This is a genomic window from Winkia neuii subsp. neuii DSM 8576 (assembly GCF_000420405.1).
Classification (GTDB): domain Bacteria; phylum Actinomycetota; class Actinomycetes; order Actinomycetales; family Actinomycetaceae; genus Winkia; species Winkia neuii.
Genome location: NZ_ATUW01000002.1, coordinates 326,274 through 344,337 on the forward strand (window position 1 = coordinate 326,274; position 18,064 = coordinate 344,337).

Sequence of the window (18,064 nt, forward strand, 5' to 3'; positions counted from 1 at the left end):
TTCACTATATGAGAGAGCGGGCACTCGCCCACCTGGTGAGCTCGTTCCGATTCGACAACTGTAACTTGCGAAGCACCTTCGAAACGTGAGTCTCGACCGTTTTGATGGAAATGAACAGTTTCGCCGCAACCTCCTTGTAGGTGTAGCCGCGAGCAATAAGGCGCATGACCTCGAGTTCGCGCGCGCTCAGCCGATCGAGTTCCTCGTCGGTGCCGGCAACCTGTTGGGTGCCAAACGCATCGAGTACAAATCCCGCCAGCCGCGGAGAGAAAGCAGCGTCACCGCTGGCCACCCGTTCAATTGCGGCAACCAGGTCTGCAGCCTCAATAGATTTGGTTACGTAGCCGCGAGCGCCGGAGCGAATCACTGAGACAACGTCGGTTGCCGAATCCGACACCGACAGTGCCAAGCATTTTGTAGTGGCGCTGATCTGGGCAGCGACCTCGGCACCTCCGCCCCCGCGCCCACCCGGCAGGTGCACATCGAGCAAGGTCACATCTGGCTTGGTTTCGTCCACCACGGCCAATGCTTCTTCAACGTTGGCAGCTTCGCCCACCACCTGAATTTTGTCGCTAAAACCAGCCAGCTCGCTGCGCACCCCGGCCCTCACTAGGGCGTGGTCGTCAACTATCACCACGGTGATCATTTGTCCTCCAACGACAGGTAGATTTCCGTTCCGGCCTCGCTCGAATTGATGGTGGCTATGCCCCCAAGGCGCTCCGCTCTGCCCAGTATAGAGTCGCGTACTCCATGCCTGTCAGGGGGAACATTGTCCAGGTCGAATCCCGTCCCGCGATCTTTCACCCACGCTTGCAAGGATTTGCCCGAGCATTCCAGGTAGACCGAGATTGGAGGTTTGCCGTGGGCGGCAGCATTTTGGCAGGCCTCCTGAATTATGGGCCCAGCCGCGTGTGTGAAAGGCCCCGGTTTCAGATCGGACACGTGCACGTATTCGATCGCCACCCCGTAGCGATCTTCGACCTCGGCAATTTTGGCCCCCACCAACGCAACCACGGAATCGTATTGGGATTCTTCCCCCTGGTAAAGCCAGGTGCGCAACTCCCTCTCCTGCCTGCGCGCAAGCGTGCGCACGGCAACGGGATCCTCCGCCCTCGCCCGGATCAAAGCTAGAGTCTGCAATACGGAATCGTGCAGGTGGGCTGCGATGTCAGCGCGGGTGGCCTCCCGTACTTGTTCGGCCCGGCTCTTGCCTAGTTCGTCGGTAAGACGCACCCACACGGGCGCTATTGCGGCACCAATTCCAGCCAGCATTGCCAATGCGACCACCGCAGAGTTGAAGGGCCCTACTACCCCTACAGCTCTGCCCACCAGGTTTACTACCCCAACGGCAACCAGCAGGATACCCCCGCCCAGGGCAGCAATAGTTTTTCCTGAGCTTCGCTGGCCCAAATCGCGCTGGCCCCAAATTAGAATCACGCCGGAAGCCACCAAGATTCCCGTCCACGCCACCGGGGATAGCTCCGTTAGGGAGGGATAGCCGATACTGATCGCGCTGCCGGCACACACTGCAAATATGCCTACCGCCAGCATTATCCGCTTGGGAGCGTACTCGTCGGGGGCCGCACTTTGTTTTTCAGCCAATGTCTTAGAGAGGGCCCCGGCTTGAATGCGCCGTTCGGACTGGCTGCTCGCCCACGGATCGCCCACGGGGATCGAGATCCACAACCACAGGTAGATAGGAAACGAAATCCCCGTCAGGGAAGCCAGCGCAAAGACTAGGCGCACCCACCCAACGGGCACCTTCGTGTGCAAAGAAAGGCCTGCGCAAACTCCGGCTAACCACGGCCGAGGCGAGCGCGTGGCCAGCGCGATCGGGCTACTAATTCGGCGAAGAGGCAATCTCATAGCTTCGATGATTGCATGCTGGCAGTGCCCATCATAGCTAGTGGAAGCATATTCAGGGATAAATCAGGGTAGTCCCTAATAGTTACGAGCCGGCTTCGCTGCTGAGATAGAAGTATGAAAAATACAAGCAAGTCTTTGTCCACGAAATTGGCCGAGGGCGCGTGGATACGTTCCCATGGCGTCCTCGGCGGAGTCTGCGGGGCCATAAGGAACGCCACCGGCTACGATCTGAACCTAATTCGTATCCTAGCGGTAGTTCTTGCTCTATTCTTTTTTCCCGGCGCCATGCTGAGCTACGGTTTGGCCTGGCTCCTACTGCCGGATGCCAGTGGCGCCTCCCACATGGATAACCTCACCTCGCCTGGAGCAGGATTGTTTGGGGCGGGATTCTTTATCCTTTTCGGCGTCCTAAGCATTACCAGCTGGGATAACAGCGCAGCCGGCTCCTGGGCACTACTGTCCATCGTCGTGTTGGGGGTAATCTGCCTTTTGTTGGCCAAAACGTCCGGCAAGAAATCCGGTCGCAAAAACTCTGCTCCCGCCTCCCGCCCAGCTGACTTTTCGCCCTCCTCCGACGCAGGCGCAAGGCCGGAACCCACCGCCCCACCTAAGCCGCTGCCTCCGCGTCAGGTAAAGCCCGCGCTCAGTGGGAAATTGCAACTGGCTGGGGCCGGTCTCGGACTGCTTGGCGCCGCCCTCTACATTCTGGTGAGTTCGCCGGCCACCGCCGCCACCTTGCTGACAGCTTTCGGTATCGCACTCGCGATCTTTGCTCTTACTGCTCTAGTTGCGAATGCGCGCGGCCACAAATCTGGCCTGCCCGGCATTTTAGCTACGCTAGCCCTAATTTTCGGCTCCCCCCTACTTCTAATCGTGTGGGCAGTACCTAACGAGATCGCCACCACTCCAGTTTCAAAAGCCGGCGAAATCTTAGGCCAACGCGCCTTCCAATTGCGGGCAGAGTCGCTCAGCGATCTGAATTCTCCGGTCGAAGGCGGAATTGTCTCCCACTCCTACGCCTCGGACGCAACAGTGCTAATTCCGCCAAACTGGAAGGGCACGATCGAAATCACCATGGACCAAGGTCGCACGCTCACCACAGTAATGGCTCAAACGTGGCAGACGAACCTGCCAAAGAACGCGACCTCGTTCACTTTCAACAACAACCTGCCGCTGCCAACTGGCACACTCGAGGCAGCTGACCTGCAGCTAGGCGACGGCCCCTACCGGCTAGAATCTCGCAACGTCGATCAGACCAACACCTGCATCCTCACCCGCGGCAGCGACGAAGAAAAAGCCAAACACAGGTACCGGCTCCACGTAAAGGGCGGCCGCCTGACACTTATTGAAGGGAAGATCAAATGAGCACCGCAAATGAACCTACCCGCCCTCTGCCCGCTACAGAACCTACCGCAGCACCCCCTGCCGAAGATACCCAAGTGTTGCCCTCGGCTAGCCAGGACTGGCGCAAACTAGGCGGGCCCACAGCTTCCACTCCAACGCAAGAAATCGGCACCCCTGCCCCGGCACCCATTCGCCAGACCGTCACCGTCCCCAAAGTGTCGTGGATCGCCATCGCCTGGTACCTGCTTGCCCTGGCCGTTGCCATCTTGTCAATTGCAATCGGAGCGGGACTACACCTATCGATAAGCGGAATATTGGGAGGGATCCTGGCTTTCACCGGCGCGGGGCTGATCATAGCCGCACTGGCAACCCTAGGAGGCGAAAAAAGAAAGACTGTAAACGCCGAGTCTAACAACTACCAACATTAAAGTCCACATTTGAATTTTCTAGGATTTCATTAATGAAGCGCCCTACCGGCACCCTCTTCCTGCCGGTAAGGGCGCTTTTGCGAACATTAAAACGCGTGGTAGAAAGGGGTTTGGTGACTTTATACGAACCGTTTTTAACTAGCCAAGAGCCAATTCCTTCCCTATGGTCGGTTTTAGGAGCTAACCGGCTCTGAGTAAACCAAAGAAATGAGGACCGCTCATGAAGTTGACTAGCAAGATTGCAGCTACTCTTGGTAGCGGCGCCCTGCTCGCCACGATGGCAGCAGCCCCGGCGCTCGCGGACACCAAGACCGACACCTACCCAGAGACTCCGGCAACCAACGCCTCTCTGCCTATCGTCCACACCTCGCACGGTAGCGACCACCTCAAGGCCAACATTTTGAACCCGCACCCCGTGTGCAACTCCCTTGAAGACCGCCGCACCGTCGTCTACAAGGTAACCGACAACTTCTCCCCAGTTGGGACTATCTCGACCACCAACAAGTCGAAGAACACCATCCCGCTATCGCAATCTCTCTCCAAGTCTCAGACCGTTTCCGTCTCAGTGAACGGCTCCCAGTCCGAGACCCTAAACATCAACCTCGGCGGCTCCACTAAGGTCGGCAAGGACGGCAACAGCGAAGCTGGCATTGCCTACACCCTGGCCAAGAAGATTGGCGGAGAAGCCTCCTACTCCCTCACCTGGGAGACCGGTCAGCAGATCGGCCCCTACGACGTTCCCGCGGGCAACACTGGCGAAGCCACCTACGGCTTCCGCACCATCTCGATGACCGGCACCCAGCAGTTCTGCAAGGCTAACGGTACCTGGTCTAACCCCACCGCATGGCGCGCCTTCGTTCCGGTGAAGAACGAAGTGCAGATGAAGCTATACAAGAACCCGGCCGATTCCTACTGATACGGAGATAACCAATGCTAAAGAAGCACCTGACTCGTGCAGCCGCTGCTGCATTCGCATTTTCTACCGGCCTAGCCGCTCTGGGCGGCTCCGCACTAGCAGCTGATGCCCCCTCCAAGAGCGAGCTCGACCTAGCCCCCAGCTACACCGTCTCCGGAATGAAAGCCCCCGGATACGCCGGTTCAGTAGCTGTCCACGTCAAAAATGTCGGCTCCTCCCGTTACTACGGCGAGTTCCCGGCCATTCGTTTCCACGTTCAGGTACACACCGCTCAGGGCCCCCGCGGCGTCGATCGTCTTATCACCACTGGCAACCTAAAGGGCGCCTACACTCGCGATCTCGGCTTCGACCCGAAGACCTCAACTCGCACCTTCGAGGTGACCCTATCCAACCCGGTGAACGTCGGCGAAGACCAGCTAATCGGCTACTTCTCCTTTGGCGACGGCCTTACCCAGGAAGGACGGCTGAAGAACTACATCACCGTCACCCAGGTATCGCGCCTCAAGGACGACACCTCCAAGGGAAACGACCAGAATGTAGATTCCCGCCACCACACCACTTTGGATACCGGCGGTTCCTCCAACGGCATCTTCTAATTCTCTCTGACCTGGCGTAGATGGGGTTGCGGAGGCGCTTTGCGCCTCCGCAACTTTCATTAACGCGTTGTGCAGTCGCCCACGTTCATTATTTTTCTTTAACCTTATTTTTAATGCTTACCGCCCGGTTAGCCGATAACCTGCACTTTTATTCACACAAAGATTAAAGCGAGGATTAGCACCTTCGCACCTTAAGCATTTCTAATCTGAAACGCCTAGCTACCTGCGCGTTTAAGCCTTACCCTTTGAAACAGAGCAACCGCTCAGCCAATTACCAGTTTCAAAGGAATGATTATGAAGTTAACCCGCGTAGCTGGCGCCGTCGGTGGCAGTGCACTACTACTTTCTGTAGTCGCTGCCCCTGCAATGGCGGACACCATCGAAAACGACTACCCTGAAACCCCTCAAACCAATGCTAAGCTGCCCATCGTTCACACTTCTCACGGCAGCGACCACATCAAGGCCAACATCGTAAATCCGCACCCCGTGTGCAACCCCTGGGAAGACCACCGCACCGTGGTTTACAAGGTGACCGACAAGTTCTTCCCCGTAGGCACCATTTCGGCAACTAATAAGTCCAAGAACACTATTCCGCTGAAGCAGTCTCTGTCTAAGTCGCAGTCCGTCTCCATCTCGGTGAACGGCTCTCAGTCCGAGACCCTAAGCATCAACCTCGGCGGCTCCACTAAGGTCGGCAAGGACGGCAACAGCAACGCTGGCATTGCCTACACCCTCGCCAAGGAAATCGGGGGCTCGGCCTCGTACTCCTTGTCCTGGCAGGTTGGCCAAGACGTGGGCCCCTACGACGTTCCTGCGGGCTACACCGGCGAAGCCACCTACGGCTTCCGCACCATCTCGATGACCGGCACCCAGCAGTTCTGCAAGCTCAACGGCACCTGGTCCAACCCCACCGCATGGCGCGCCTTCGTTCCGGTAAAGAACGAAGTGCAGATGAAGCTATACAACAACCCCGCCGACTCCCACTGAGCCTGAAAAGTAGAAGGAAAGCAATAAAATGAAGCGTTTTACTCGTGCTGCTGCAGCAACTTTTGCTCTTGCCACCGGTATAGCCGGCTTCGGCGTTTCTGCTGCTAACGCAGGCACCACTGCTGAAAAAGATCTAACCGCCTCCATGACCGTTTCCGGCATGAAGTCCCCCGGCTTTGCTGGCTCTGTTGGCATTCACATCAAGAACGTCGGGTCCCAGCGTTACTACGCTGATTTCCCGGCCGTTCGTTTCCTAGTTCAGGTACACACTGCTCAGGGTCCGCGCGGAGTCGATCGCCTGATCACTACCGGGCACCTGAAGGGAGCCTACATTCGCGATCTCGGTTTCAACACCAAGACCTCGACTCGCACCTTCGAACTGACCCTATCCAACCCTGTCGCTGCAGGGGAAGACCAGCTGGTTGGCTGGCTGTCCTTCGGCGATGGCGATACCCAGGAAGGCCGTTTGAAGAACTACATCACCATTACCCAGGTATCCCGCATCGCCGGCGACAACTCCAAGGGTAACGACCAGAACGTAGATTCCCGCCACTTCACCACCCTCGACACAGGTGGAAAGTCGATGGGTGTCTTCTAATCCTCCCATAAGGTTTGTTCCCCGGCTCAAGCCGGGGAACTAGCTCTTCCTTCTTGCCCACGGGCAACCACGCAGAAGGTTTAGAGGGCATAAAAATGCCAGCGGCATTCGGCCGCTGGCATTTTTATATACCTGAACGCTTATTCACCCAGATTTGAATAACGCTGCAGTTCCTGCTCAACTACGTCCTCGTCGAGCTTTTGGAAGACTGGCTTGGGCTTTTCAATCGGAAGCCCCACCTGCACCTCATGGCGACCCCACTTTGGAGCACCCGTGTAATCACCGGTGATAATCGGATACTTGCGAGGACTGCCATCCTCGGCCTTCACGTCCAGATCTTCGACCTCTTCAATGTGGGGCATAGGAGCCACCTGCCCTGAACCTCCCAATACCTTGTCAACGGCATTAGCCGAGAAGGGTAAGAATGGCGAAAGAATCAAGTTCAGATCGGAGACCACCTGGGCTAAGGTCCACAAAATTGTGCCCAGACGGGCCCGCTCCTCGTCTGCCTTCAGCTTGAACGGTTGAGTCTCGGCAACGTACCTATTTGCCTCGCCTACCAACCGCATAGCCTCGGAAAGAGCAGCTTTCTGCCTATGGGTACGAATCAGCTCGCCAACAGCGTCAAAGCCCGCTTCGACCGCGTCGAGCAGTTTCCGGTCTACTTCCTCGAGCTCCGCGGGAGTAGGAATCTGGCCGAAACGCTTGTGAATCATAGAGGCGGTGCGGTTCACTAGATTGCCCCACCCAGCCACAAGTTCGCCATTGGTACGTCGCACGAATTCCTGCCAGGTGAAGTCGGCATCATGAGTTTCCGGGCCGGCGGCAGAAATAAAATAGCGCAGCGCATCAGCCTGGTAGCGCTCCAACATATCGCGCACGTAAATCACGATGCCGCGCGAAGAGGCAAACTTTTTGCCCTCCATAGTAAGGAACTCAGAAGAAACCACCTCGGTGGGCAGGTTGAGCTTGCCGAGCTTGCCCGGAGTGCCCCCCTTGTCGCCCTCGCCGTTGTAACCAAGCAATTCGGCAGGCCAAATCTGCGAATGGAACACAATGTTGTCCTTACCCATGAAGTAGTAGGACAGGGCCTCGGGATCGTTCCACCACTTGCGCCACGCCTCTGGATCACCATTGCGGCGAGCCCATTCAATCGAAGCAGACAGGTACCCCACCACAGCGTCAAACCATACGTACAAGCGCTTATTCGGCTGATCCTCCCAGCCGGGAACTGGGATTCCCCAGTCAATGTCGCGGGTCATGGCGCGCGGCTTGATCTCACCTAGCAGATTCTGGCTGAAACGGATGACGTTAGGGCGCCAGGTGTCAGACTCTTCGCGTTCGTCGAGCCACTTGCCAAGTGCGTCGGCGAGGGCAGGCAGATCCAAAAAGTAGTGCGTAGTCTCGACGAATTCCGGAGTTTCGCCATTGATCTTTGATCTGGGTTTTATCAGATCTGTGGGATCAAGCTGCTTGCCGCAATTGTCGCACTGGTCGCCGCGAGCGCCCTCGTACCCACACAGCGGGCAGGTGCCCTCGATATAGCGGTCTGGTAGGGTGCGCCCGGTAGATGGGCTAATTGCCGCTCCCATGGACTGCTCGACCATGTACCCATTGTCGCGGACAGTTTCGAACATTGACTGGACAACTTTGTAGTGGTTGCCGGTGGTGGTACGTGTAAAAAGGTCGTACGAGAGCCCCAGAGCGGTCAGATCTTCGACGATCAAGCGATTGTTTCGGTCAGCCAACTCGCGAGCACTTATCCCCTCGGCGTCAGCTGCCACCAAGATGGGAGTACCGTGTTCGTCTGTGCCTGAAACCATGAGTACATCGTGGCCGGCCATTCGCATGTAACGGCTGAAGACGTCCGACGGGACGCCAAAACCTGCAACGTGTCCAATATGACGGGGCCCGTTTGCGTAGGGCCAGGCAACAGAAGATAGTACTCGACTCATGGGTACCATCTTAGTATTTTTTTCCACATACTTTTAGCCGGGCCATTTTGGTGTATGCTATCTGCAACTATCAGGCTTGTCTCAGGGAGCAATAATGGCTAAAGCGCTGTTAGTAGTCGATGTGCAACCGACGTTTTGCGAGGGCGGGGAGCTGCCTATAGAAGGCGGTAACCAAGTGGCCCACGATATTGCCGATTTCGTAGCGAAGCATCGAAACAATTACGATCTTATTTGCACCACCCAGGATTGGCATATTTCTCCGGGTGGGCACTTTTCTGATCAGCCCGATTTCGTAGATTCTTGGCCCCCGCACGGGTTAGCTGGTAGCGCCAATGCCGAACTGCACCCCGCTCTGGCCGATTTGAATGCGGACGTCGCCGTAAAAAAAGGCGCCTACGCGGCAGCTTATTCGGGCTTCGAGGGCGAAGACGCCGACGGGCATCTGTTGGGCGCGATTTTGCGCGAGCGCGGAATTACCCAGATTGATGTCGTGGGCTTAGCGGAGTCGCACTGCGTAAAAGATACCGCTATCGACGGGGTGAAAGAGGGGCTAAAAGTTAGGGTATTTTTGGACCTGACTAAGCCAGTGTCCGAAGAATTGGGCCAGGCGGCGCGCGAGCAGATGCGCCGCGCCGGCGTTCTGCTTACTTCTTCTTTTTAGCCTTATTCTTCAGTACTAGGGCGGCCTCATAGAGGTCGTTTTTCGACACGTCGTGTTTTTTGGCTACGTGTTTTGCTGCCGCTTTCAGTTTGACGCCCTCTTCTACTAGTTCCATCACTTCGCGGGCCAGCGAAGCGGTGTCTGTTTTGCGCTTGGGAGCACCCGCAACTACCAGGGTGATTTCACCTAGCATTTCCTTTTCGGTGTAGGCGGTTAGTTCTTCGAGGGTGCCGCGGATCACCTCCTCGTGGGTTTTGGTTAGTTCGCGGCAGATGACGCCCTCGCGATCCTCGCCGAAAGTTCCGGCCATTGCGGCCAAAGTTTCGTGGACTCGACGAGGGGATTCGAAGAAGATCATAGTGCGGGGCTCGTCTGCTAGATCCCCCAACCTATTAGCTTGCGCGCCCGCCTTGCGGGGCAAGAACCCTTCGAAGCAGAACCTATCCGAGGGCAATCCGGAAATAGCGAGGGCGGTGAGTACCGCGGATGGGCCCGGCAGCACCGAGATCGGCACCCCTACTTTGGCTGCTGCGGCTACTAGGCGGAAGCCTGGGTCCGAGACGGTGGGCATGCCCGCATCTGAAACCACAACTACGCGTTCGCCGTCTTGAGCCGCCTCAAGTAGCCGATTCACCCTATCTTTTTCGTTGTGTTCGTGAAAGGAAATGATGTTTCCGTTTATGCGGGTGTTCAGCCGGGAGGCTAGGTTCAACGCCCGCCTGGTGTCTTCGGCCGCGACAATGTCAGCTTGAGCTAGGGCTGAAGCCAACCTAGGTGGGGCGTCAGCCGCATCCCCAATGGGCGTACCCGCTAATAGGATCGATCCTGGAATCTGGATGGTTTCTTCACTCACGTTCCAAGAGTCTCACGAATTCTTCAAAAGTTCGTCTTATACTTGCCCGACGCTTACGTACACTGGTGGGGTGGAACGACCGGTTTCGAACCAGAAATGGCAGATTATTTGCACTTTACTGTGTACTTTTGTGGCCGCAGTTATTCGTTTTTCCCGCCTGGGAGTGATTAATAAACTTGTTTTCGACGAAACATACTACGTAAAAGATGCCTATTCGCTCATGCACTTAGGCTACGAGGGCAAGTGGGGCCAGAACAAGGATTTCTTGTTCAATTCGGGGGATTTTTCTGCTCTCTCGCCCTCGCCTGCATTTGTAGTACACCCGCCTCTGGGGAAGTATCTGATTGGTATTGGCGGGAATTTGTTCGGCTGGGATAGCCCGTTTGGGTGGCGTTTTATGGCTGCCCTGTTTGGCACACTGTTGGTGCTGCTCACCTGCGTAATTGCTGGCAGACTTTTTGCTTCGGTTCCTACCACCGCACTGGCGGGTAGCTTCGTAGCTTTTGACGGGGTGGCGGTCTCGCTGTCCAGGACCAGTCTGTTAGACGTGTTTTTAGCTGTGTTCGTGCTGGCAGCTTTCTTAGCCGTTGTGTTGGATTTCCAACACAACGCTCACCGGATCCTAGCTTTGGCGGTTGAAAGTCCCTTTGAGGGCATTTTCTTCCGCCCGTATCTAATTTGTGCGGGTCTGGCTTGTGGGGCGGCTTGTGCGGTGAAATGGTCGGGTATTTGGGTTTTGGCGTGTTTGGGGATGGGAGTGTTTGCCTATGAGGTAGCTCTGCGTCTGAGAGTGCGCCAAAGCGCTACTTCCGTTGCCGGAGCCGTCACTGCGGGCGGCATTCCGGCCTTCGTGCAACTAGTGCCCGTTGCTTTTGTTGTCTACATGGCCTCTTGGGCGAACTGGTTTTTCGGGGCGGGCGGATGGAACAGCCATGCTAAGGGGAACAAGCTGCAAAATTGGCTGTCCTACCAAAGTCAGGTTTACGACTTTCATGTGGGACTTACTAAGAGCCATGTTTATCAGGCCAACGCGTTGCAGTGGATTTTCGATCTGCGTCCGACTTCTTTTGCCTATCAGAAACCCTACGGCGGCGAGGGCGATTACCTGGTGCGGGCGGTACTCGCCATGGGCAATCCCGCCCTGTGGTGGATTGGGCTTGTAGCGCTAGTTTGGCTCGTCTACGCTGCCGTCAGGTACAGGCGGTTTTCTTATGCGCTGGTCCTTCTAGGCTATGTAAGCACCTGGGTTCCTTGGTTTTTATACTGGCATCGCACTATCTTCATGTTTTACACGGTGGTGCTAGTTCCGTTTATTTCTCTTGCGGTTGCCGCTTTTATCCGGTTTTTGTGGAGGGCGGGAACACGCAGTTCGCTCGTTGGACTAGTTTCCAAGACCTTAGCTGCTATGGCAGTTGCTGCAATATCGGCTTGCGGCCTGTTCTTCTTACCGTTGGCCACAGGCATGCTCATTCCCCACTCGCACTGGCAGATGCGCATGTGGCTGCAGTCGTGGATTTAGAGCCCCTCATTGCGGCATGCTTTGCCTTTGCCGCAGTGCACCAAGGTTGCACTCTAGGATGAGGGCGAAAAAGAGGCGGGCGAAAGACCCGGAGGAGCTTTCTGATGCATGCCGCCGTCCCAGCAAAACCAATCGTTATAAATTCGTAACCTCATTTACCCACCAACCCAATCACATTTATGCAATGATGCATACATCCCAGTTGAGAGCGCTCTCAAACCTTGCTACATTCCTTTGAGAGCGCTCTCAGGGGTTTCCGCATAGGCGCGGTTATCAGCACAAAGGAGTCGCTGTAATGAATAGAAAAATTTTGCACCTGGGCGCGTTGGTGGGCCTTGCCGCACTCTCGCTGACCGCCTGTTCTTCCGCAGACAATGGCTCGGCAGAATCTGCAGATGGCAAGGTAACTCTTACCGTTGCTACTTTCAACGAATTCGGCTACAACAACCTGTTTGCCGAATATATGAAGTCCCACCCGAACATCAAAGTAGTGGAAAAGAAAGCCGCTACTTCTAACGAAGCTCACGACAACATGATGACCCGGCTTGCCGCCGGCAATGGCCTGGCCGACATTGAGGCCGTAGAGGTCGACTGGTGGCCAGAGCTGATGCAGTATCCGGATCAGCTGACAGACCTGAAATCTGATGCAACCCAAGGCCGCTGGCTCGATTGGAAGGCCAAAGCCGCTACCACTTCGGACGGAAAACTACTCGGGGCGGGCACGGATGCCGGTCCGGAAGCAATCTGCTACCGCGCTGACCTCTTCCAAAAGGCTGGCCTGCCTTCAGATCGCGACGAAGTCGCGAAGCTTCTCGAGGGCGGCTGGGATAAATACTTCGCGGTGGGCAAGAAGTTTGTCGACTCTACCGGCATACCTTGGTACGACGGCGCGGTAGGCACCTACCAGGGCATAATCAACCAGGTTGAAGAGCCTTTCGAAAAGAAGGACAACACGGTTATCGAACTGTCTAAGAACAAGCAGATAAAAGGTATATACGACAAGCTGATCACCGAGTCTGTAGACAATAAGCTGTCTGCTCACCTAGCCCAGTGGTCTGAGGACTGGACTAACGCCTTCCAGAAAGACGGTTTCGCCACCATGCTGTGTCCTCCTTGGATGCTTGGGGTGATCGAGGGCAACGCCTCCGGAGTCAAGGGTTGGGATATTGCTCCTGTTTTCCCTGGCGGGGGCGGCAATTGGGGCGGTTCTTACCTGACCGTGCCCACGCAAGGAAAGCATGTAAAAGAGGCCAAGGAGCTAGCGCAGTGGCTAACTGCTCCAGAGCAGCAGATCAAGGCCTTCAAAACCAAAGGGAACTTCCCCTCGCAAGTTAAGGCTTTGGAATCTGCAGATTTGACCGGGTACACCAATAAATTCTTCAACGACGCTCCAGTAGGCAAGATCTACTCCGAGATGTCCAAGAAGATCGAAATTCAGCCTTATAAAGGGCCAAATTTCTTCCCCATCACCTCACTGGTCACCGATGCCCTAAATCGCGTGGACGTCGACAAGACCGACAAGGCAGAGCCATCCTGGAAGAAGGCTCTGAGCGAATACAAGCAACTAGATCTACAGCAATAGCTGGTTTGCCCCTGGGCGTAGCGCCCAGGGGCACCCTTAGGAGCCTAAAATGTCTGCCCCCTCAAGCTTTCGCAACCGCCTCTCACGCGCAGACACCAAGTTGTCTCCTTACCTCTACATCAGTCCCTTTTTCATAATTTTTGCAATTACCGGCCTCTTCCCCTTGGCCTACACCGCCTGGGTGTCACTGCATAAGTGGCCGCTAATTGGGGGGAACCAGGGGTTTATTGGGGCAGACAACTACGTGGCTGTATTACAGCACCCAGTATTCTGGACCGCCTTGCGCAACACTTTCTCGATTTTTTTACTGTCCTCGCTGCCCCAGGTGATATTGGCACTCTTCATCGCCTGGGTACTCGACGCGAATCTGCGCGCAAAAACCTTTTGGCGCATGGGAGTGCTGCTCCCCTACGTCGTTGCTCCCGTGGCGGTTTCGCTCATATTTTCAAAAGTTTTTGCCGACCAGTCTGGCATGATCAACACTTTGATCGGCTATCTGGGGATCAGCCCGATAGGTTGGCACTCGTCGACTTTGGCCTCGCACATTGCCATCGCGAATATGGTCAACTTCCGTTGGACAGGTTATAACTCCCTGATTTTGCTCGCGGCTATGCAAGCCGTCCCCCACGAACTCTACGAGGCAGCAACAGTAGATGGGGCCGGCCCAGCACGCCAATTCTTCTCGGTCACTATCCCTCAGCTGCGCTCGACCCTCATATTTGTGATCATCACGTCCACAATTGGCGGATTGCAAATATTCGACGAGCCAAGAATGTTCGACACCATGGGCGGGGGCGGCGCCGACAAGCAGTGGCTTACCTTGTCTATGTACATGTACCAGCTGGGCTGGGGGGGGCACAAAAATCATTTGGCAAAGCCGCCGCCGTAGCCTGGCTACTGTTCTTGATAGTGGTGGCATTCGCAGCCTTGAATTTCTTACTCACAAGACGGATCGCCTCCGCCGATTCCAACGGAACAAAGAAGGATCGCAAATGAAGTCGGAACCTTCACTCGCAATGATCAGGCAACGTTCGGGCAAGAGGGCAGCCGCTGCTGCTCGCAGGCGGAGAGCCCGCAAGGGAAATTTTGGTCCTGCCAAGCGCCCTCGCTGGTATAGGTATGTTGTACTTGCGCTCATCTTGCTCGCATCCGCATATCCCTTGTATTTTGCCTTCTTGTTGGCTTCTTCTACAGCTCCGAAGATTGCTCGCTCCCCTGTCCCGTCATTAATTCCGCAGGGGCACTTTTTGCAGAATCTGCATCGCGTAATGGATTCCGGTGTCGACTTGTGGGCAGCATTTTGGAACTCACTGCTTGTAGCTGTAATAGTTTCAGCCTCGGTAGTCTTCTTTTCGATGCTGGCAGGATACTCTTTTTCTAAGCTCCGCTTTGCTGGTAAAAACGGATTACTGACGTTCGTCATCGCAACTATGGCTGTGCCTGCCCAACTCGGCGTGGTCCCACTTTTTATGGTTATGAATAAGCTTGGCTGGTCTGGGGAGCTTATTTCAGTAATCGTGCCTGGGCTAGTCAGTGCCTTCGGAGTCTTCTGGATGACGCAATACATCCGAGATGCCCTGCCTAGTGAGCTAATCGAGGCCGCTCGAGTAGATGGGGCTTCAATGTTCCGCACATTTCTAACTGTTGCGGTTCCCGCAGCTCTGCCCGCAGCCTCAATGCTTGCACTGTTTACGTTTGTCGGCTCGTGGACCAACTTTTTCTGGCCATTCATCGTGTTGGGGAATAAGAATCCGACGCTTCCGGTCGCTCTCCAACTGCTGCAGGCTTCCTATTTCAAGGACTATTCGCTAATCATGACGGGCGTAGTAGTCGCAACCGTCCCACTTTTGATTCTGTTTATTTTTGCCGGACGCCGTCTGGTTTCCGGGGTTATGCAAGGAGCAGTAAAAGGATGACAACTATTCAGCTTCCAAAGGATTTTTTTCTAGGCGTGGCCACTGCTGCCGCCCAGGTAGAGGGCGCTGCTTTCGAAGATGGAAAGGGCCCTTCGATTTGGGATACCATGTGCCGCGAAGAGGGGCGCATCGACGATTCTTCAAATATAGATGTGGCCTGCGACCACTATCACCGCGTAGACGAAGATGTGCAGCTGATTTCTTCACTCGGGGTCTCTACCTACCGTTTTTCTATCTCTTGGGCGCGAGTCATGCCAGATGGACGTTCTGTAAATCAGAAGGGTCTGGAGTTCTACGCAGCTTTGCTAGACAAGTTGAACGCTGCGGGAATTCAGCCGTGGGTCACCCTGTACCACTGGGATCTGCCTCAGGCCCTTCAGGACGAGGGCGGCTGGGCTAACAGGCAGACGGCGAGTCTTTTTGCCGAATACGCGAGGGTGGTTTATTCGGCTTTGGGCGAGCGAGCTAACGTCTGGACGACCTTGAACGAACCATGGTGTGCCTCCTTTTTGTCCTACGTTTGCGGGGAGCATGCTCCCGGCCATACCAGCCCTGACGAGGGCGTGGCGGCAGCCCACCATCTACTTTTGGCACATGGCCTGGCGACGGCACAGATTCGCCGCCTTGCCCGCCAAAAGGGGTTGCATCCGAAGGTAGGAATTACCTTGAATTTCTCGTGGGCGCATCCTGCGAACCCCGATTCTGCTGCAGACCGCGATGCTGCTAGGCGGGTTAATGGGGCACAAAATCGCATATTTGCAGATCCACTTTTTTTGGGTGCCTATCCGCCAGATGTGGTGGCTGACATGGCTCTGGAAGCCGATATTATGAAGTACGTGCGGGAAGGGGATTTGCAGATTATTAGCGCCCCAATCGACGTGCTGGGGATAAACTTTTACAACGGCTCCCAGGTAGCAGCACCCTCTGAGGGGTATAAGCCGGCCTCTCCCCAAAGAAACGCTCGGGGAGTTTTAGGGCGTTCTCCGATTGTTGGATCGGCTTCGGTTGTTCCCGTTGCTCGGCATACTCCCCATACTGCTATGGGCTGGGAGGTGAAGGCCTCCGACCTCTACGAGCTGTTAGTTTGGCTCAATTCTGAATACGCCCGCCCCTTCGACACTGAAATGGTGATTACCGAAAATGGGGCTGCATTCGACGACGTGCCCGACCGTACCGGTTACGTAGACGATTCTAAGGACAGGCTAGTTTACTTGCGCGATCACCTTGCCGCTGCCTTGCGGGCACGCTCCGAAGGGGTCAATTTGAAGGGCTATTTGGTTTGGTCGCTTCTCGACAATTTCGAGTGGGCGCGCGGCTACACCAAACGCTTTGGCATTGTCCGCGTCGACTATGGCACTATGCAGAGGGTTCCGAAGGCCTCTGCGCATTGGCTTGCCAAGGTCGCAGCAAATCGCAATTTCGAGGCTCCAGAGCCTTAGGCTGGTGACATCGAGTGAGGAGCTTACATGGCCAGAACCATTACTTTAGAGGACGTTGCCAGCACCGCGGGAGTCTCGCGAGCCACGGCCTCTAGGGTTGTCCGGGGCGGAGTCGGAGTCTCTACGGCAAAGGTACAGGCGGTCGAAGCTGCTATTGCTGCCTTGGGATATAGGCCCAACCAGGCTGCCCGTTCGCTGGCTACCTCTAGAACGGACATGGTGGCATTAGTGATTCCTGAACCGGATACGCGGCTATTTTCGGATCCTTTCTTCGCCTCCGTGTTGACGTCCGTAAACCGCTCATTTGCGGGCACCTCAACCCAATTAGTTTTGGCAATGGCTGAACGCAACTCTTCAACCTCAAAGTTGCACTCTTTTCTGTACGATGGGCACGTTGACGGCGCTATTGTAGCTTCTCACCACCAGGTGCCCGGGCAAATCCAGTTTTTGTTGAATGCACCCATTCCTATGGTTTTTATTGGAAAGCCTACCGCGGAGTCCAAATTTACCTCGTGGGTGGACGTCGATAACGTGGAGGCCGGTCGTATTGCAGCGCGTAGGCTGAAGGAAAGGGGCATCAACCACCCGGCGATTGTTACAGGCCCTTTAGACATGTTGGCTGCCTCCGACCGCTTGAGGGGCTTCCGTCAGGTGGTGGGCCCGGATTTTGTTATGGTCGAGGGCGATTTTACTGCAGCTTCAGGCGAGCGTGCTGCTCAAAGGATTGATCCTGCCTACGTTGATGGGGTGTACATTTGCTCGGATCTAATGGCGATGGCTGCAATAGATTGTTGGCGCAGTCGTGGCATCGCGGTACCTGATGACCTGGCAGTAGTGTCTAACGACGGTACGGGGGAGGGGCAACGTTTTAGCCCGCGGTTGACGAGTGTTTCTAACCCAGTACAGGACCTAGGCACCCACGCAGCACGCATGCTATCAGCCCTAATCGCGAAAGAACCTATAAACCACCCAACACTACTAGGCTGCAACCTCATCAAAGGCGAATCCGACTAACCCACCCCCCTGTGTTGTTTGTGGCCCGCCCCTCCCGGAGGGGCCCCACCCGCAACCCGCACCCTGCCAGGGAGCACCCACCCTGCCATAACAGCCCGACTACCCGGACCCCGGCAAGCAAACCGGGCTTACACAACAAGCAAGCCCAAGGGTTTAACAAGACGGCGGGTTTAACAAACAGAAGGACCCAACCCCCCACTATATAGAGGGGTTGGGCCCAACCAAATAACAAAGAATAATCCGTGGCAGTGACTTACTCTCCCACACTAAAAAGTGCAGTACCATCAGCGCTGGCAAGCTTAGCTACCGGGATCGGAACGGGACCGGGCGTGACCTTACCGCTATGACCACCACGAAAACCTATAACAACCACCCCAGCAACAAGCCGGG

General features: G+C 55.7%; 17 protein-coding genes and 1 rRNA gene. 13 read left to right on the forward strand and 5 right to left on the reverse strand.

The features are described 5' to 3' along the window. Window positions 1-4: 4 nt before the first annotated feature. Window positions 5-646 (reverse strand): response regulator, encoded by a 642-nt coding sequence (locus G437_RS0103215; protein WP_024331157.1) that lies wholly within the window; start codon window positions 644-646, stop codon window positions 5-7. After that, entirely contained in the window at window positions 643-1,866 is a 1,224-nt protein-coding gene (locus tag G437_RS0103220; RefSeq protein WP_070454394.1) for an ATP-binding protein, read from the reverse strand. Before G437_RS0103220 ends, G437_RS0103215 begins: the two co-directional genes overlap by 4 nt. A gap of 114 nt (window positions 1,867-1,980) precedes the next feature. On the opposite strand from G437_RS0103220, the gene G437_RS0103225 reads away from it, so the two are divergent. From G437_RS0103225 to G437_RS0103250, 6 genes are all read left to right on the forward strand, one after another. After that, window positions 1,981-3,231 (forward strand): PspC domain-containing protein, encoded by a 1,251-nt coding sequence (locus G437_RS0103225; RefSeq protein WP_024331159.1) that lies wholly within the window; start codon window positions 1,981-1,983, stop codon window positions 3,229-3,231. After that, window positions 3,228-3,638, forward strand: a complete 411-nt coding sequence (locus G437_RS0103230) for a hypothetical protein (RefSeq protein ID WP_024331160.1) — start codon at window positions 3,228-3,230, stop codon at window positions 3,636-3,638. The genes G437_RS0103225 and G437_RS0103230 overlap by 4 nt, the downstream gene beginning before the upstream one ends. Window positions 3,639-3,858: 220 nt before the next feature. Beyond that, complete coding sequence (locus G437_RS0103235; RefSeq protein WP_024331161.1) at window positions 3,859-4,554, forward strand: hypothetical protein; 696 nt, start codon at window positions 3,859-3,861, stop codon at window positions 4,552-4,554. A 14-nt stretch (window positions 4,555-4,568) separates the two neighbouring features. After that, a complete protein-coding gene (locus G437_RS0103240; protein WP_024331162.1) occupies window positions 4,569-5,150 on the forward strand; it encodes a hypothetical protein in 582 nt (193 codons plus the stop codon). 294 nt (window positions 5,151-5,444) lie between these two features. Then, window positions 5,445-6,137: a hypothetical protein gene (locus G437_RS0103245; RefSeq protein WP_024331163.1), complete on the forward strand. Its 693-nt coding sequence runs from the start codon at window positions 5,445-5,447 to the stop codon at window positions 6,135-6,137. 28 nt (window positions 6,138-6,165) lie between these two features. Further along, entirely contained in the window at window positions 6,166-6,735 is a 570-nt protein-coding gene (locus G437_RS0103250) for a hypothetical protein (protein ID WP_024331164.1), read from the forward strand. A 140-nt stretch (window positions 6,736-6,875) separates the two neighbouring features. Here the strand turns inward: G437_RS0103250 and metG are convergent, their stop codons facing one another. Further along, window positions 6,876-8,690 (reverse strand): methionine--tRNA ligase, encoded by a 1,815-nt coding sequence (metG, locus tag G437_RS0103255; RefSeq protein ID WP_024331165.1) that lies wholly within the window; start codon window positions 8,688-8,690, stop codon window positions 6,876-6,878. Between the two features lie 94 nt (window positions 8,691-8,784). On the opposite strand from metG, the gene G437_RS0103260 reads away from it, so the two are divergent. Then, the gene (locus tag G437_RS0103260) at window positions 8,785-9,351 is read left to right on the forward strand and encodes an isochorismatase family protein (protein ID WP_024331166.1); all 567 of its coding nucleotides are present in this window, start codon (window positions 8,785-8,787) and stop codon (window positions 9,349-9,351) included. Here the strand turns inward: G437_RS0103260 and rsmI are convergent. Then, window positions 9,335-10,204 carry a 16S rRNA (cytidine(1402)-2'-O)-methyltransferase gene (rsmI, locus tag G437_RS0103265; protein ID WP_024331167.1) on the reverse strand — a complete coding sequence of 290 codons (870 nt, stop codon included), beginning with the start codon at window positions 10,202-10,204 and terminating at the stop codon, window positions 9,335-9,337. The two genes, G437_RS0103260 and rsmI, sit on opposite strands and share 17 nt — an antisense overlap. 70 nt (window positions 10,205-10,274) lie before the next feature. On the opposite strand from rsmI, the gene G437_RS0103270 reads away from it, so the two are divergent. The 6 genes from G437_RS0103270 (at window position 10,275) to G437_RS0103300 (ending at window position 17,674) form a co-directional block, all read left to right on the forward strand. Next, entirely contained in the window at window positions 10,275-11,723 is a 1,449-nt protein-coding gene (locus G437_RS0103270; RefSeq protein ID WP_083309719.1) for a dolichyl-phosphate-mannose--protein mannosyltransferase, read from the forward strand. Between the two features lie 295 nt (window positions 11,724-12,018). Further along, window positions 12,019-13,305 (forward strand): ABC transporter substrate-binding protein, encoded by a 1,287-nt coding sequence (locus G437_RS0103280; RefSeq protein WP_024331169.1) that lies wholly within the window; start codon window positions 12,019-12,021, stop codon window positions 13,303-13,305. Between the two features lie 181 nt (window positions 13,306-13,486). Then, entirely contained in the window at window positions 13,487-14,194 is a 708-nt protein-coding gene (locus G437_RS10510) for a carbohydrate ABC transporter permease (protein WP_244263215.1), read from the forward strand. 103 nt (window positions 14,195-14,297) lie between these two features. Further along, window positions 14,298-15,221 (forward strand): carbohydrate ABC transporter permease, encoded by a 924-nt coding sequence (locus G437_RS0103290; RefSeq protein ID WP_024331170.1) that lies wholly within the window; start codon window positions 14,298-14,300, stop codon window positions 15,219-15,221. After that, a complete protein-coding gene (locus G437_RS0103295; RefSeq protein ID WP_024331171.1) occupies window positions 15,218-16,660 on the forward strand; it encodes a glycoside hydrolase family 1 protein in 1,443 nt (480 codons plus the stop codon). The genes G437_RS0103290 and G437_RS0103295 overlap by 4 nt, the downstream gene beginning before the upstream one ends. Window positions 16,661-16,687: 27 nt before the next feature. Beyond that, window positions 16,688-17,674 (forward strand): LacI family DNA-binding transcriptional regulator, encoded by a 987-nt coding sequence (locus tag G437_RS0103300; protein WP_024331172.1) that lies wholly within the window; start codon window positions 16,688-16,690, stop codon window positions 17,672-17,674. Between the two features lie 240 nt (window positions 17,675-17,914). Here G437_RS0103300 and rrf read toward each other — a convergent pair. After that, window positions 17,915-18,029 (reverse strand): 5S ribosomal RNA (gene rrf / locus G437_RS0103305). Window positions 18,030-18,064: the final 35 nt, after the last annotated feature.

Coding starts and splice junctions, on each gene's coding strand:
- G437_RS0103215 (WP_024331157.1), bottom strand. CDS start 646: ATGATCACCGTGGTGATAGTTGACGACCACGCCCTAGTGAGGGCCGGG.
- G437_RS0103220 (WP_070454394.1), bottom strand. CDS start 1,866: ATGAGATTGCCTCTTCGCCGAATTAGTAGCCCGATCGCGCTGGCCACG.
- G437_RS0103225 (WP_024331159.1), top strand. CDS start 1,981: ATGAAAAATACAAGCAAGTCTTTGTCCACGAAATTGGCCGAGGGCGCG.
- G437_RS0103230 (WP_024331160.1), top strand. CDS start 3,228: ATGAGCACCGCAAATGAACCTACCCGCCCTCTGCCCGCTACAGAACCT.
- G437_RS0103235 (WP_024331161.1), top strand. CDS start 3,859: ATGAAGTTGACTAGCAAGATTGCAGCTACTCTTGGTAGCGGCGCCCTG.
- G437_RS0103240 (WP_024331162.1), top strand. CDS start 4,569: ATGCTAAAGAAGCACCTGACTCGTGCAGCCGCTGCTGCATTCGCATTT.
- G437_RS0103245 (WP_024331163.1), top strand. CDS start 5,445: ATGAAGTTAACCCGCGTAGCTGGCGCCGTCGGTGGCAGTGCACTACTA.
- G437_RS0103250 (WP_024331164.1), top strand. CDS start 6,166: ATGAAGCGTTTTACTCGTGCTGCTGCAGCAACTTTTGCTCTTGCCACC.
- metG (WP_024331165.1), bottom strand. CDS start 8,690: ATGAGTCGAGTACTATCTTCTGTTGCCTGGCCCTACGCAAACGGGCCC.
- G437_RS0103260 (WP_024331166.1), top strand. CDS start 8,785: ATGGCTAAAGCGCTGTTAGTAGTCGATGTGCAACCGACGTTTTGCGAG.
- G437_RS0103280 (WP_024331169.1), top strand. CDS start 12,019: ATGAATAGAAAAATTTTGCACCTGGGCGCGTTGGTGGGCCTTGCCGCA.
- G437_RS0103290 (WP_024331170.1), top strand. CDS start 14,298: ATGAAGTCGGAACCTTCACTCGCAATGATCAGGCAACGTTCGGGCAAG.
- G437_RS0103295 (WP_024331171.1), top strand. CDS start 15,218: ATGACAACTATTCAGCTTCCAAAGGATTTTTTTCTAGGCGTGGCCACT.
- G437_RS0103300 (WP_024331172.1), top strand. CDS start 16,688: ATGGCCAGAACCATTACTTTAGAGGACGTTGCCAGCACCGCGGGAGTC.